Origin of the sequence: Paenibacillus sp. 2TAB23, from assembly GCF_052115165.1 — a bacterium.
Taxonomy (GTDB): domain Bacteria; phylum Bacillota; class Bacilli; order Paenibacillales; family Paenibacillaceae; genus Pristimantibacillus.
This window is the reverse complement of record NZ_JBFRGD010000002.1, coordinates 185,136-197,830: the sequence shown is the minus strand read 5'-3', so window position 1 is coordinate 197,830 and position 12,695 is coordinate 185,136. Positions and strand designations below refer to the sequence as shown.

The 12,695-nt window shown below is 48.2% G+C and carries 11 protein-coding genes; 1 reads left to right on the top strand and 10 read right to left on the bottom strand.

All coding sequences use genetic code 11. From position 1 onward, the window contains the following. Positions 1–78: 78 nt before the first annotated feature. The 4 genes from topA to sucC all read right to left on the bottom strand — a co-directional run bounded on the left by topA (position 79) and on the right by sucC (position 5,677). Positions 79–2,187: a type I DNA topoisomerase gene (gene topA / locus AB4Z29_RS03630; protein ID WP_441941747.1), complete on the bottom strand. Its 2,109-nt coding sequence runs from the start codon at positions 2,185–2,187 to the stop codon at positions 79–81. Positions 2,188–2,215: 28 nt separating this feature from the next. After that, the gene (dprA, locus tag AB4Z29_RS03625; protein ID WP_441941746.1) at positions 2,216–3,370 is read right to left on the bottom strand and encodes a DNA-processing protein DprA; all 1,155 of its coding nucleotides are present in this window, start codon (positions 3,368–3,370) and stop codon (positions 2,216–2,218) included. A 154-nt stretch (positions 3,371–3,524) separates the two neighbouring features. Next, positions 3,525–4,457, bottom strand: a complete 933-nt coding sequence (gene sucD, locus AB4Z29_RS03620; RefSeq protein ID WP_183561761.1) for a succinate--CoA ligase subunit alpha — start codon at positions 4,455–4,457, stop codon at positions 3,525–3,527. A 59-nt stretch (positions 4,458–4,516) separates the two neighbouring features. Continuing rightward, positions 4,517–5,677, bottom strand: a complete 1,161-nt coding sequence (gene sucC / locus AB4Z29_RS03615; protein WP_183561764.1) for an ADP-forming succinate--CoA ligase subunit beta — start codon at positions 5,675–5,677, stop codon at positions 4,517–4,519. Positions 5,678–6,026: 349 nt separating this feature from the next. Between sucC and AB4Z29_RS03610 the strand changes: the two genes are divergently transcribed. After that, positions 6,027–7,595 (top strand): YifB family Mg chelatase-like AAA ATPase, encoded by a 1,569-nt coding sequence (locus AB4Z29_RS03610; protein WP_441941745.1) that lies wholly within the window; start codon positions 6,027–6,029, stop codon positions 7,593–7,595. A 105-nt stretch (positions 7,596–7,700) separates the two neighbouring features. On the opposite strand, the gene AB4Z29_RS03605 is transcribed toward AB4Z29_RS03610, so the two are convergent. From AB4Z29_RS03605 to lepB, 6 genes are all read right to left on the bottom strand, one after another. Further along, complete coding sequence (locus AB4Z29_RS03605) at positions 7,701–8,105, bottom strand: YraN family protein (protein WP_441941744.1); 405 nt, start codon at positions 8,103–8,105, stop codon at positions 7,701–7,703. Next, a complete protein-coding gene (locus AB4Z29_RS03600) occupies positions 8,098–8,406 on the bottom strand; it encodes an EscU/YscU/HrcU family type III secretion system export apparatus switch protein (RefSeq protein WP_441941743.1) in 309 nt (102 codons plus the stop codon). The genes AB4Z29_RS03605 and AB4Z29_RS03600 overlap by 8 nt, the downstream gene beginning before the upstream one ends. Further along, positions 8,403–10,295 (bottom strand): hypothetical protein, encoded by a 1,893-nt coding sequence (locus tag AB4Z29_RS03595; RefSeq protein ID WP_441941742.1) that lies wholly within the window; start codon positions 10,293–10,295, stop codon positions 8,403–8,405. The genes AB4Z29_RS03600 and AB4Z29_RS03595 overlap by 4 nt, the downstream gene beginning before the upstream one ends. 235 nt (positions 10,296–10,530) lie before the next feature. Next, positions 10,531–11,145, bottom strand: coding sequence for a ribonuclease HII (locus AB4Z29_RS03590; RefSeq protein WP_441941741.1), 615 nt, complete (start codon positions 11,143–11,145; stop codon positions 10,531–10,533). 21 nt (positions 11,146–11,166) lie between these two features. After that, the gene (gene ylqF, locus AB4Z29_RS03585; protein ID WP_441941740.1) at positions 11,167–12,033 is read right to left on the bottom strand and encodes a ribosome biogenesis GTPase YlqF; all 867 of its coding nucleotides are present in this window, start codon (positions 12,031–12,033) and stop codon (positions 11,167–11,169) included. A gap of 9 nt (positions 12,034–12,042) precedes the next feature. Then, entirely contained in the window at positions 12,043–12,654 is a 612-nt protein-coding gene (gene lepB / locus AB4Z29_RS03580) for a signal peptidase I (protein WP_441942006.1), read from the bottom strand. Positions 12,655–12,695: the final 41 nt, after the last annotated feature.

The window sequence follows — 12,695 nt, the reverse complement described above, 5'->3', positions numbered from 1 at the left end:
CGGTGGCGGGAACTTATTCGATTAGATAAATAGAGACTGAGTATATTTTAGGCGCACTGGCTGACACTCGGCTAGCGATTAATCGATGTCCGTACCCTGTTCGTCCTCATCAAGAACCTCTTCTGAGTAATCACAGGTTGGACATATCAGCTTAGCTCCGCTACGGTTCCTTTTTTCAACGAGCTTGGATTCTTCGCATTGCGGACATGGCTTGTTTGTCGGTTTGTCCCATGAGACGTAATCACAGCCCGGATATTGATCGCAGCCGTAAAATATTCTTCCTTTTTTGCTCCGTCTTTCAATGATCTTGCCTTCCGCGCATTTCGGACACGTCACGCCAATATCCTTGACAATCGGCTTCGTATTTCGGCAATCCGGGAATCCGGAGCATGCAAGGAATTTTCCGAAACGACCCATTTTGTAGACGAGGTGACGACCGCATTTCTCGCAAATCTCATCCGAAACCTCATCCTGAATTTCAATTTCCTTCATCTCGTCCTCGGCTACTTCCAGACGCTTCTCGAAAGATTCGTAAAAATTCGCAAGAACCTTCACCCAATCCTCCGTACCTTCCTCTACATGGTCAAGATTCCCTTCCATGTTAGCCGTAAATTCGGCATCCAGAATTTCAGGGAAAAATTCTTCCATAAGCTGAATGACCAAATCACCCAGCTCAGTCGGCATAAATTTCTTTTCTTCCATCGCAATGTATCCGCGTTTTTGAATCGTTTCGAGAGTTGGCGCATACGTACTGGGACGCCCTATACCCAGCTCCTCAAGCGTCTTCACTAATCTTGCTTCCGTAAATCTTGGAGGAGGCTGCGTGAAATGCTGCTTTGGATCAATAGTCTCTGAGTTCATCACTTCACCTGCGGCAAGCGGTGGTAAAAACTTATGTTCTTCCACAGTTCCGTCATCGTTGCCTTCGACATAAACCTTCATAAACCCAGCAAACTTGATTTTGGAGCCTGTCGCTCTGAAAATCGTTTCGCCAGCCTGCAAATCAACAGTCATCGTATCCAGGACGGCTGATTGCATTTGACTCGAAACGAAACGTTCCCATACAAGTTTATACAGGCGAAGCTGGTCTCGGCTTAAAAACGGTTTCATCGATTCAGGGTCGCGCAAGATGGATGTCGGTCGAATCGCCTCATGCGCATCCTGGGCATTGCTGTTCTTCTTTGTATAAACCCTCGGTTGTTCAGGCACGTAAGAAGCACCGTACTTTTCCGTAATGAATTCCTTTGCTTCCTCTTGCGCAATTGGGGATATGCGCGTCGAATCTGTTCTCATATACGTTATCAATCCGACTGTACCTTCTTTGCCAAGCTCTACCCCTTCGTATAACTGCTGGGCAACGGACATGGTCTTAGAAGCACGGAAACCGAGCTTTCTGGCCGCCTCCTGCTGCAATGAGCTTGTAATAAAGGGTGGAGAAGGGTTGCGCAAGCGCTCTTTCTCGCGTACGTCAGAGACCGTAAACTGGCTTCCGTTCATAGCGCGAAGCACTTCCTGCACATCTGCCTCTTTGCCAAGCTCACGTTTATCTCCGTTTATGGAATGATATTTGGCATCGAACGCAATTCCCGAATGATTTAGCTTAGCGGTAATAGACCAATATTCCTCGGGAACAAATGCATCAATCTCATTTTCACGATCAATGATGAGCTTTACTGCAACCGATTGTACGCGGCCGGCTGACAGGCCTTTTTTTACTTTCTTCCATAGAAGAGGACTTATCTTATATCCGACCAGCCGATCCAATATACGTCTTGCTTGCTGTGCATTCACCAAATCCATATTGATCTTGCGCGGCGTCTTAAATGCGTCTTTGACAGCCTGCTTCGTTATTTCATTAAATACAACGCGGCAAGTATCTGTCTCATCCAGCTCCAAATAGTGGGCCAAATGCCAAGCAATCGCTTCTCCTTCGCGATCCGGATCGGCTGCTAGAAAGACATGTTTTACTTTTTTGCTGGCATCCTTCAATTCCTTGAGGACGCTGCCTTTGCCGCGTATCGTAATGTATTTGGGATTAAAATCGTTTTCAACCTCGACGCCGATCTGGCTTTTGGGCAAATCGCGAATATGACCCATGGATGCTTTAACGATATACTTGCTGCCAAGATATTTCCCTATCGTTTTGGCTTTAGCGGGTGATTCGACGATAACTAAAGAATCTGCCATGTAAGGCGCCTCCTCTCTTCATTGCAAGCTATAAAGCAATATATATGGATCCGGGCTGCAATTCGATTTTTCGTTTTATACATAAATTTAGCAGAAGTGCGTTCAAATGTCCAAACGGGATGGCAGAAAGCTCATGCAACTCATTGATCGAGAGTGGCTGATCTCTCAGCAATGCAATCAATTTGCTCTCTTCTGGAGTTAATTGATCCCCTTTTGTGTCTAATTTGGACGTGCTCGTTTTATCCGCTTCCTTGTATGCTTGTAATGCAGCCGGCAGCCAATTCAACTCTTCGATTATATCTTGCATACCTGTAATTAGCTTCGCCTCGCCGCGTTTAATTAGCTCATTGGGTCCTTCGCTCTTTGGCGAATAGATCGGACCAGGTATGGCGAACAATTCTCTGGACATGTCTGATGCATGACGTGCCGTTATGAGAGAACCGCTTCTTGTTGCTCCTTCTACCACAACCGTACCCACCGACAATGCTGCGATAATACGGTTGCGCTGATGGAACTGCCCTGGGTGCAGCGAGGTCCCAATCGGAGTTTCGGAAACAAGCAAGCCCTGCTCCGCAATACTATGAAACAATGATAGATTCTCCGGCGGATAACACCTGTCTATCGGAGTAGGCAAAACGGCTATGGTGCCTCCCGCTCCTCCTAGCGCAGCTTCATGAGCCTTTCCGTCAATCCCTTTCGCAAGTCCGCTTACAACCGTCAGCCCTGACCGTGACAATTCTTTCGCTAGTGAAACTGCGGCCTGCCTACCATAAGCGGTTGGCACCCTTGTTCCTACAATAGCAATCGCTGGCCTTTGCAGGAGCTCCAGCCTTCCTCTTACATAAAGAACCCAAGGCGGCTGCGCGATTTCTTTCAGCATTTGTGGATAAGCTGCATCATATGGTGTCAAGGCGACAGCATTTACTTTCTGCGCGGCTGCGGAAGGCTCTTCCGTCAATATCCAAGGATGCTCGGCATAACGGTCTGCTGCCGCTTTCGCTTGACCTCGCTGCAATCCTATTGCAAGAAGATCTTCTATACTCCATAGTGGTTTATTCCAGAATTGGTGCTGAACCGCTTTTTGAATCGCATGCCAGCCAATACCTGAAATTTCGTGAAACGCAATGATCATTTTTCTGCGTATATCTTGATTTTGAACGATTTTACCCAACCCTTTCTTCACTTGGGCTGGCCTGCATTCTTATCTATTGTGCGTTACACTGCATAAGAATGCAAGTCGGCCGCTAAAATAATGGAAATCGGTAAAAAAAAAGCAACCTCCCAACTCCCGTTTTCGGGTCGTTGAGAGGTTGCTTACCTCACATCAATCGATGCAATTATTTACGTGTAATGCACTTTTCAAGCAGTCCTTGCTCTTCTAGAACACTTACAAGCGTTGAACCCATCTCGGAAGGAGTCGGGGCAACTTTAATGCCACAAGCTTCAAGCGTTGCAATTTTTTCTGCAGCAGTACCTTTACCGCCTGAGATGATTGCACCAGCATGTCCCATGCGTTTGCCTGGAGGCGCTGTAGCGCCGCCGATAAAGCCTACAACTGGCTTTTTCATGTTCGCCTTGATCCACTCAGCTGCTTCTTCCTCAGCCGTACCGCCGATCTCACCGATCATAATGACCGCATAGGTGTCTGGATCTTCATTGAATAGATTCAGAATATCGATGAACTCGGAGCCTTTAACCGGGTCGCCGCCGATACCTACTGCAGAGGATTGTCCGATGCCGCGAGTCGTTAATTGATGAACCGCTTCATAAGTCAACGTCCCAGAGCGGGAAATAACGCCAACGTGACCAGCTGTATGAATGTAACCTGGCATAATACCGATCTTGCATTCATCCGGCGTAATTACGCCTGGGCAGTTAGGTCCGATTAGAACGGTTTTGCTGCCGTCCATGTAACGTTTAACTCGTACCATGTCCAGTACCGGAATACCTTCAGTGATACAAATAACGAGGTCAAGTTCTGCATCTACAGCTTCCATGATCGCATCTGCAGCAAATGCAGGAGGAACATAGATAACTGATGCATTAGCGCCAGTAGCCGCTTTCGCTTGAGCAACGGTATTGAAAACAGGCAATGATACGAGCGTGCCGTTATCAAGTGTAATGTCAACGTTCGTGCCACCTTTACCAGGTGTTACGCCGCCTACCATTTGCGTGCCGTATTCCAGCCCGCCTTTTGTATGGAACAAGCCAGTAGCGCCTGTAATCCCTTGGGTAATGACTTTTGTATCTTTATTGACCAAAATGCTCACTCTTAACTCACATCCCCTGAATGAATTCGTATGCAGCTATTGCCGCACAGCAAGTTATCTTATTTCACGAGAGCGACAATCTTCTGCGCGCCGTCCGCCATGGAATCCGCAGCCACGATGTTCAATCCCGATTCTTTCAAAATGTTTTTGCCGAGGTCTACGTTCGTGCCCTCAAGGCGAACAACAAGCGGACGATCAAGACCGACTTGCTTAGCTGCTTCGACAACGCCGTTAGCAATTACGTCACAGCGCATGATGCCTCCAAAGATGTTAACGAAAATCCCTTTAACCTTCTCGTCGGACAAGATGATTTTGAATGCTTCCGTAACCTTCTCAGCTGTCGCACCGCCCCCTACGTCTAGGAAGTTGGCTGGGTCGCCGCCGTAATATTTGATAATATCCATTGTTGCCATCGCAAGACCCGCACCATTAACCAAGCAGCCGATGTTGCCATCAAGCGCAATGTAGCTAAGGTCGTATTTGGAAGCTTCGATTTCTTTCGCATCTTCCTCTTCCAGGTCGCGCAGCTCAACGATATCTTTGTGACGGTAAAGTGCATTTGAATCGAAGTTAAGTTTCGCATCAAGTGCAATAACTTGTCCGTCGCCAGTAACGACAAGCGGATTAATTTCTGCAATGGAAGCGTCTTTCTCAACAAATGCAGTGTAGAGAGAGATCATGAACTTAACCGTTTTGTTAACAAGCTCATTAGGAATGTTGATTGCATAAGCCAATTTGCGAGCTTGGAACGCTTGCAAGCCTACAGCTGGATCAACGATTTCTTTGAAAATTTTCTCAGGGGAGTGCTCGGCTACTTCTTCAATCTCCGTGCCGCCCTCTTCCGAAGCCATCATAACGACCCGACCCGTACCGCGGTCTAATACTACGCCGATATAATATTCTTTCTTAATATCGCACCCTTGCTCGATCAAAAGGCGTTTAACTTCTTTACCCTCTGGACCTGTTTGGTGAGTTACGAGTACTTTGCCTAGAATTTCACTAGCGTAAGCACGCACCTCATCGATGCTTTTTGCTACTTTAACTCCGCCCGCTTTACCACGGCCACCTGCGTGAATTTGTGCTTTCACGACAACTACCGGTGTTCCGAGCGCTTTGGCCGCTTCAACAGCCTCGTCTACGGAGAAGGCTACTTTACCTTCTGGTACGACGACACCATACTGTTTCAGGACCGCTTTCCCTTGATACTCATGGATATTCATTGTTGAAATCCTCCATTTCACAGACTGAAATCAGTCATATGTACACAAACCTCTATTATTGTAGCACCTTTCCCCATCCGTTACCTTACTTTCACACATAATTAATACGGCTTTTTTGATATGGGTTTCATCTCAATTTGAGATTAAATAAATAAAACCTGTTGATACAGGCGTTTTCGAGCCTGGTAACTACGCCATCTAGTATGACCAAAACCGATCCTGCATACCCGACAATTTAAAAATATTGACAATAAGAAGCGATCTAAACTATGATATTTGCAAATTCATAAATACGGATCAGAATCGAAAGGAAGCACCTTCATTCTCATACATGGAGGTGCTTTTTGTTATGTTCAGCATTATTCACAGCGCGAGCGTATATGGCGTGGATGGCAAAAGTATATCGGTCGAGGTTGATATCTCAAGCGGGCTTCCGCAGATCAGCATAGTCGGATTGCCCGATCCCGCTGTCCGAGAATCAGTCGAGCGCGTAAGGGCAGCACTTAAAAACAGCGGCTTTACCTTTCCACTTGACCGAATAACAGTGAATCTCGCTCCTGCCGACCTGCGGAAAGAAGGAACTGCGTTCGATTTAGCCATTGCTGCCGGCATCCTTACCGCTAGCGGGCAAATAAGCGCGGCTCCTTTTGAAAAAACACTGCTTATAGGAGAGCTTTCGCTGAATGGCAAGGTGCGGCCTGTTCCAGGCGTACTGGCCATGCTCGAGCAAGCAAAGCGTATCGGCTTCGAGCGAATCCTTTTGCCAAGCGGAAATGTAAAGGAGGCAGTTTGGATCTCTGACATGGAGCTATTTGCCCTTAACCATTTGAACGAGCTTGATTTGTTCAAAAGGAAACAGGAGGGCTGGAATCATATTCGCGTTCCTCGAGACAATATGATTGAATTTGGCAGCGCGATTACCCAAGCTGCCTTGGACGCGAATAATGAAAACGGTGATTTCGGCGATGTCATCGGTCAGCATCAGGCTAAGCGGGCTATGCTTATCGCCGCGGCAGGCAAACATAATATTTTGCTCACTGGTCCGCCCGGAACGGGAAAAACCATGATGATCCGCCGTCTTCCTGGCATATTGCCACTGTTAACCGAACAGGAAGCGCTCGAGGTTACGAAAATTTATAGCGTGGCAGGCAAACTGCTTGAAGGCTCTCAAGACCTAATAACCCAAGCTCCCTTCCGTGCTCCGCATCATACCATATCGGCAGGCGGCTTAATCGGAGGCGGCGCCATTCCTAAGCCAGGCGAAGTTACCCTTGCCCATCGCGGCATTTTGTTTCTCGATGAGCTTCCTGAGTTTCCTAGACAGGTGCTTGAGGTTATGCGCCAGCCGCTCGAAGACCGGATCGTAACGATATCCCGCGCTAAAGCCGTTTTTCAATTCCCGGCCCATATTATGCTGGCAGCTTCCCTTAACCCATGTCCCTGCGGTTACCTCGGCCACGAATATGGAGACAAGCGTTGCACGTGCGGCTCAGCGATGATTAGTCGTTACCGATCCAAAATTTCCGGACCACTTCTTGATCGCATCGATTTACAGCTCGAGGTTCCTCGTCCGATTGCCTTGGAGCAGCCATCCGCAAGTCCTTCTCTTACCTCACATCAAATGAGGCAAATGGTCATCCATGCCAGAGCTTTTCGTCTAGCCCGCATGGGCAATAAATCCGTAAGCCCCATAACCGAGCTAACAGGAGCAGCCTTACGCCAATCCATAGACATCATGCCAGATGCCATTAGTCTACTGGATCATGCTTTTGATGCGCTCGGCATCAGCATGCGCGCCTACGACCGTATACTCAAGCTTGCTCGAACCATCGCAGACCTTGAAGCAAGGGATCTCGTTCAAGCCGAGCATATCGCAGAAGCGATACAATTCAGAGGATTAGACAAAACTGTTTTCTGACGGATTAAAAAGGCCTTTCACTGCAATGGAGCTGATCCCTTTCTTAAAAACAGGGGTTTGTTCCAAATGCTACAGTGAATGGCCTTCTTTTGTTTATCCCTTGCTTTAGAAAGCACCTTCAAAATGCCTGCAATCTTCAACCTCGGCATTCTTGCGATTAATACTTACCGCAATGACATCAAACCGTTGAGCGGCATCCAGCCGCCCCATGCTTTTCAGATAAACTTGAGCTGTGTTGCGCACTTTTTGCTGCTTTCGATAGTCCACAGATTCTGCTGCACTACCGAATTTCCCACTAGCTGTTCTTGTGCGCACCTCGACAAATATCAGCCTGCCATCGTACTCCGCAATGATATCGATCTCTCCGCTTCTGCAGCGCCAATTGCGCTCCAAAATCGTATAATTCGCCTTGCTTAAATAAGCGTACGCCGCTTGCTCTCCACGTTCACCCGTTTGTTTACGCTGATCATTGCTGCTTTGCTTGCCAACGGACGTTATTTCTTCAGCCATCAAGCAAATCCCTCGCTTTGCGATCCGACCGGTACACGAAGCTCAATATTTCCGCAACCAGCGTATATAGCTCTGGCGGAATTTCTTGATCAATATCCAGCTTCGAGAGCACCTCAACCAAGGAAGAATCCTCTTGGACCGGAATCCCGTTTTCCTTTGCTTTCTCCAAAATTTGATCCGCCAAATGTCCTTTACCCTTGGCTATCATAACAGGAGCTGACCGTTCACCTGGCTGGTATTTAAGGGCGACTGCTTTTTTCACTTTTTCTTTATGCGGGTTGTTCTCTTTCTCACTGCTCATATTCGGTAATCCACCCCTTTGTAACGGTTAGAGGAAAAAGCAGTGAGGTCGGCCATCGGATTATTCTTAGAAGCCATTGAAGCGCCATCGGCCTCCTCCGGCTTCATGATAGTTTCCTTAGGCAAAGGAGTTGTACGCAGTGACAGCAGTTGATAGCCTGCGTCTTGAATGCTGCTCGCAATCTCGCCACGCGATGACTCTGCAAGAGCTGCGATCGCTGGATGATCGTTCCAAATATTAAGACTTACAATTTTGTCCATTACATTCACATCGACCATGGTGTTGCCTAGTGTATGCATCGACAAATTGAACAACAGCCTGCAATTGGATGAATCGAGCTCTCCTTTGCGCCCTCGTCTTGTCTGAATATGGACGGATGCAGTCTGTTTGCCATCTGGACTGTTAAGCGGTATAAACATGGTCACATGGGTAAGCACCGAGTTGTTTCGTTCAGGTGTTAACAACAGCTGCTGACCCGTTATTTGTTGCACAAGCTGCTGCGCAGTTTCCTTTATCGCAGGCGGCGTACTATCTGATGAAACCAACGCGAGTAGTGCGCTCTTTAACGATTCTTGCTGTGCCGGCGGCGATCCATCGGGTACTTGGAAGCTGTCAGCAAGGACTGATACAACAGCCGCGGCTGTCCGTTCTACCACATTTCTGCTGTCAGAGGCTCTGCCTTGCTGCTGTTCTGCCGACTTATCCGTCTCGCTTGATGCTGATTGTACTAGTTTAGAAGCTTCCAGGCTCCCATCGTCAGCTAACTGCGGCGTGACTATATGCGAAGCAGCGGCATTTTGAATCGTAGCAGACTGCCTCGCTGTTTCCCCCGTGGATGTCTGAGGCGTAAGTTCAGCGGGGGCTGCTGCTTGTGCTGGATTTGCAACGGGCTGCTGCTTCTGCGAGTCGCTTGCTACTGCTTTGGCAAGCTGAAGCTCGTGATCAACGCCCATCCACTTCATCATTTGGCCAAGCCAGTTCGGTTGACCATTTGCCGCTTTTATGGTTTGCACAAGTGTATCACCTGCTGCAGAAGCATCACCTGTCTGATTGGCAGCTGCCTGATGCTGATTTTCTGTCTTGCCGCTAGGTGCTGCTTGATGCTGAAATTCTGTCTTGCCATTCGGTGCTGCTTGCTGCTTTCCCATCAGCAAGTCCAAAGCTTTTTCATCCGCTCCATTGGAAGCCTGATTACCGGCAATTGCCCCCCTCAGCAGCTCCATCCCTTCATTTAGAAGGACCTGTACCCTTGCAAGTGCTTGGTTGACAGGTTTGTTTTCACTCGATTCTGCATCAGAATCACCAATAAGCGCTGATAGCTGCACTTGCAGCGTATCCAGCAGCTCATGGGAACTGCGACCAAACATCACCTGCTGCATAGCTCCGATGGTCGCGCCTGTCATTGGCAAGCCGCGCTTGTACGTTGCTGCAGCGGACTGCATCCACTGCTCCGCATCTCCATCTGGAGGCATAGCTGCGGCAGCTTGCTGGAATGCCTGTGCTACGTCCCGGTTCAGAATCAAACCTTCTTTGCGTAAATCCTTTACGATTTGGGCTGCCCATTTCTGCTCTGGCAAAGCAAGCTGCTTCGCCCATTCCTTGAAGGTATCCTCCGGCAAGCCTACCTGTCCGGGCTCAACCGGCTTCAGCATCACGAGCGCTCCGCTTGACTGCGGCTGCACCTGAAGCATGGCCGTCTGACCTACCTGCATAGGAATCTCCAGCTTCGCCCGAACCTGCACGCCGTTAATTTGAACAAGCGCTTCATTGTTTTCCATAACCTGCAAGACTACACCGCGTACAACCTGACCGACCTTGAGCTCTACCGCTCGTGTATCTGAACCAGATGCTTCACCCAAGAAGCTTCTCATCATTTGACTTATGTTCATCTGTTCATCCGCCTCCGCTGCACTAGCGCCTAATTGCGCTCCTGTTAAGCGCTGATTATTATGTACAATCCTATCCCTCGACTGTGTAAACCCATAACGCTTATATCGGTCAATTCAGCAAAAGCATGAAGCAATTTAAAGTTTATATTCGCGATAAAAAATAACGTTCAATCATAGCACCAGGCATTCTTTGCCAAGCGAATCTGATCGAACGTTATTTGTTTCTAGTCCTATGTCAAAAAAGGGAAAGCTGTTCCTCACTGAATAAGTTGCCAAGAAACGATTTGCGGTGCAACGGGCTTGGCCCGTTCTCGAGCAACCGTTCACGGTGCAGCTTCGTTGCGTAACCTTTGTGTATCGCAATTCCATATGCAGGATATCCCTGCTCCCATTCCGCCTTGCAGAGCCTATCTCTCGTCACTTTCGCGACTATGGATGCTGCCGCTATCGTTTGGCTCGTTGCATCGCCTTTGATAATGGATTGCTGGGGCAAAGCAACATCCACTTTCTCTGCATCTATCAGCAAATAATCGGGAGGAATCTGCAGCGTCTCCACCGCAATCTTCATGGCAAGCCTAGCTGCCTGCTTAATATTGATGCGGTCAACTGTCTCAGCATCAACGCGAGCGGCTGACCAAGCGACACACTCCTGCAAAATAATATCATATAGCTGTTCACGTTTTTTTTCCGAAAGCTTCTTTGAATCATTGACGCCTTCAATAATGAGCCCTGGCGGCAAAATAACAGCAGCTGCCACGACATCTCCGAACAGGCAGCCTCGTCCCACTTCGTCTACCCCGCCTATTGCTTGATAGCCTTCTTGCCATAACGACTGTTCGTACTGCAGCACGTTACGTTCCCCCGTTTCACATCAATAAGGTGGAGCTTCCAGCGTAATGCGTCCTAGCTTGCCTGAACGCAAATCCCGTAAAATAATGCCGGACGTTTTTTCCAGATCAACATGTCCTCCACTTACTAGACAGCCCCGTCTGCGCCCGATATCCTCCATTACGCGAACGATCTCATCCGAATCCGATATATCCTTCGGAGGCGTTTCAAGCTCGTAGCGCTCTTTCATGTTCGGCCAATAGCGGTCCACAAGCTCCCTCATTGCAAAAAAAGCAATATCGTCCACGTTCAAGATCTGCTCTCTAATCGCACCCGTCATGGCAAGCCGATAGCCCACCAGCTCGTCCTCGAACTTAGGCCACAGAATGCCCGGCGTGTCAAGCAGCTCCATCTCTGTACCGATCTTAATCCATTGCTGACCCTTAGTTACGCCAGGGCGGTCACCAGTCAACGCAATTGCACGGCCGGCAAGCTTATTAATGAGCGTCGACTTCCCTACGTTCGGAATGCCGACAATAAGACCGCGAATCGCACGCGGATTAATTCCTTTATTAATCTGACGGGCAATTTTCTCATGCAAAATCTGCTTCGCCTTCAACGGAACTTCATTGACCTTCGTACCCGTCGATGAATCAATAGCGATGGACTCATGCCCTTCATTGCGGAAGTATGCCATCCATTGCTCCGTAGTCTTGGGATCGGCCAAATCTGATTTATTCAATACAATCAGCCTTGGCTTTCCGTTCAAAATTTCCTCTATCATTGGATTGCGGCTTGATAGCGGAACTCGAGCATCCAACAGTTCGATGGCAAGATCGATTAGTTTTAGCTTTTCTTGTATTTGCCGTTTCGCCCGTGTCATATGACCCGGGAACCATTGAATGGTCATTTACTCACCTCATTTAGTCCAGTGCTTAATAAATTCCAGCTTGTTCAGCGGCCAGAAAATAATATCCGCCCGACCTACAAGTTCTTTATCGGAAACAAAACCGATGACTCGGCTGTCCGTACTGTCGCTGCGATTATCGCCAAGTGCAAAAATCGTGTCTTCCGGAACAACAAGATCCGCTACGTCGGATGTCGCTCCTTTTTCATTATAAAGCTGGCCGTTAGCATGAGCCGCCTCAATGGCTTCCTTGAGGTAGGGTTCGTCTATTTTTTTATCATTAATGTACAGGTCATCGCCGTCAAGCTTGATTTTGTCGCCAGGAACGCCGATAACGCGCTTAATGAACTTGCGGCCTTGCTCAGGTACATCGAATACAACAACTTCTCCAAACTTTGGCTCGCGGATGGTATACAAAATTTTGTTTACAATCAGTCGCTCGCCCGTCTCAAAGTTTGGCTTCATGGAAGGCCCATCTACGATAAATGGCGAGAACAAAAATTGGCGTATAAGAAAAACGAGAACGACAGCAATTACTAACGCTTTGATCCATTCTACGATTTCCTTGTAAGCTCCGCCCTGTTTTCTAGTGCCGGAAGCATGAGCTGCTGAGCGATTTGGTATATTTTGCTCGTTATCCGCAACATTCTGCGTATCCTTCACAT

Excerpts from the sequence above, each read along its gene's own strand:
- sucC (WP_183561764.1), bottom strand. The coding sequence starts at position 5,677 with ATGAATATCCATGAGTATCAAGGGAAAGCGGTCCTGAAACAGTATGGT.
- ylqF (WP_441941740.1), bottom strand. The coding sequence starts at position 12,033 with ATGACCATTCAATGGTTCCCGGGTCATATGACACGGGCGAAACGGCAA.
- AB4Z29_RS03610 (WP_441941745.1), top strand. The coding sequence starts at position 6,027 with ATGTTCAGCATTATTCACAGCGCGAGCGTATATGGCGTGGATGGCAAA.
- AB4Z29_RS03600 (WP_441941743.1), bottom strand. The coding sequence starts at position 8,406 with ATGAGCAGTGAGAAAGAGAACAACCCGCATAAAGAAAAAGTGAAAAAA.
- AB4Z29_RS03595 (WP_441941742.1), bottom strand. The coding sequence starts at position 10,295 with ATGAACATAAGTCAAATGATGAGAAGCTTCTTGGGTGAAGCATCTGGT.
- AB4Z29_RS03605 (WP_441941744.1), bottom strand. The coding sequence starts at position 8,105 with ATGGCTGAAGAAATAACGTCCGTTGGCAAGCAAAGCAGCAATGATCAG.
- topA (WP_441941747.1), bottom strand. The coding sequence starts at position 2,187 with ATGGCAGATTCTTTAGTTATCGTCGAATCACCCGCTAAAGCCAAAACG.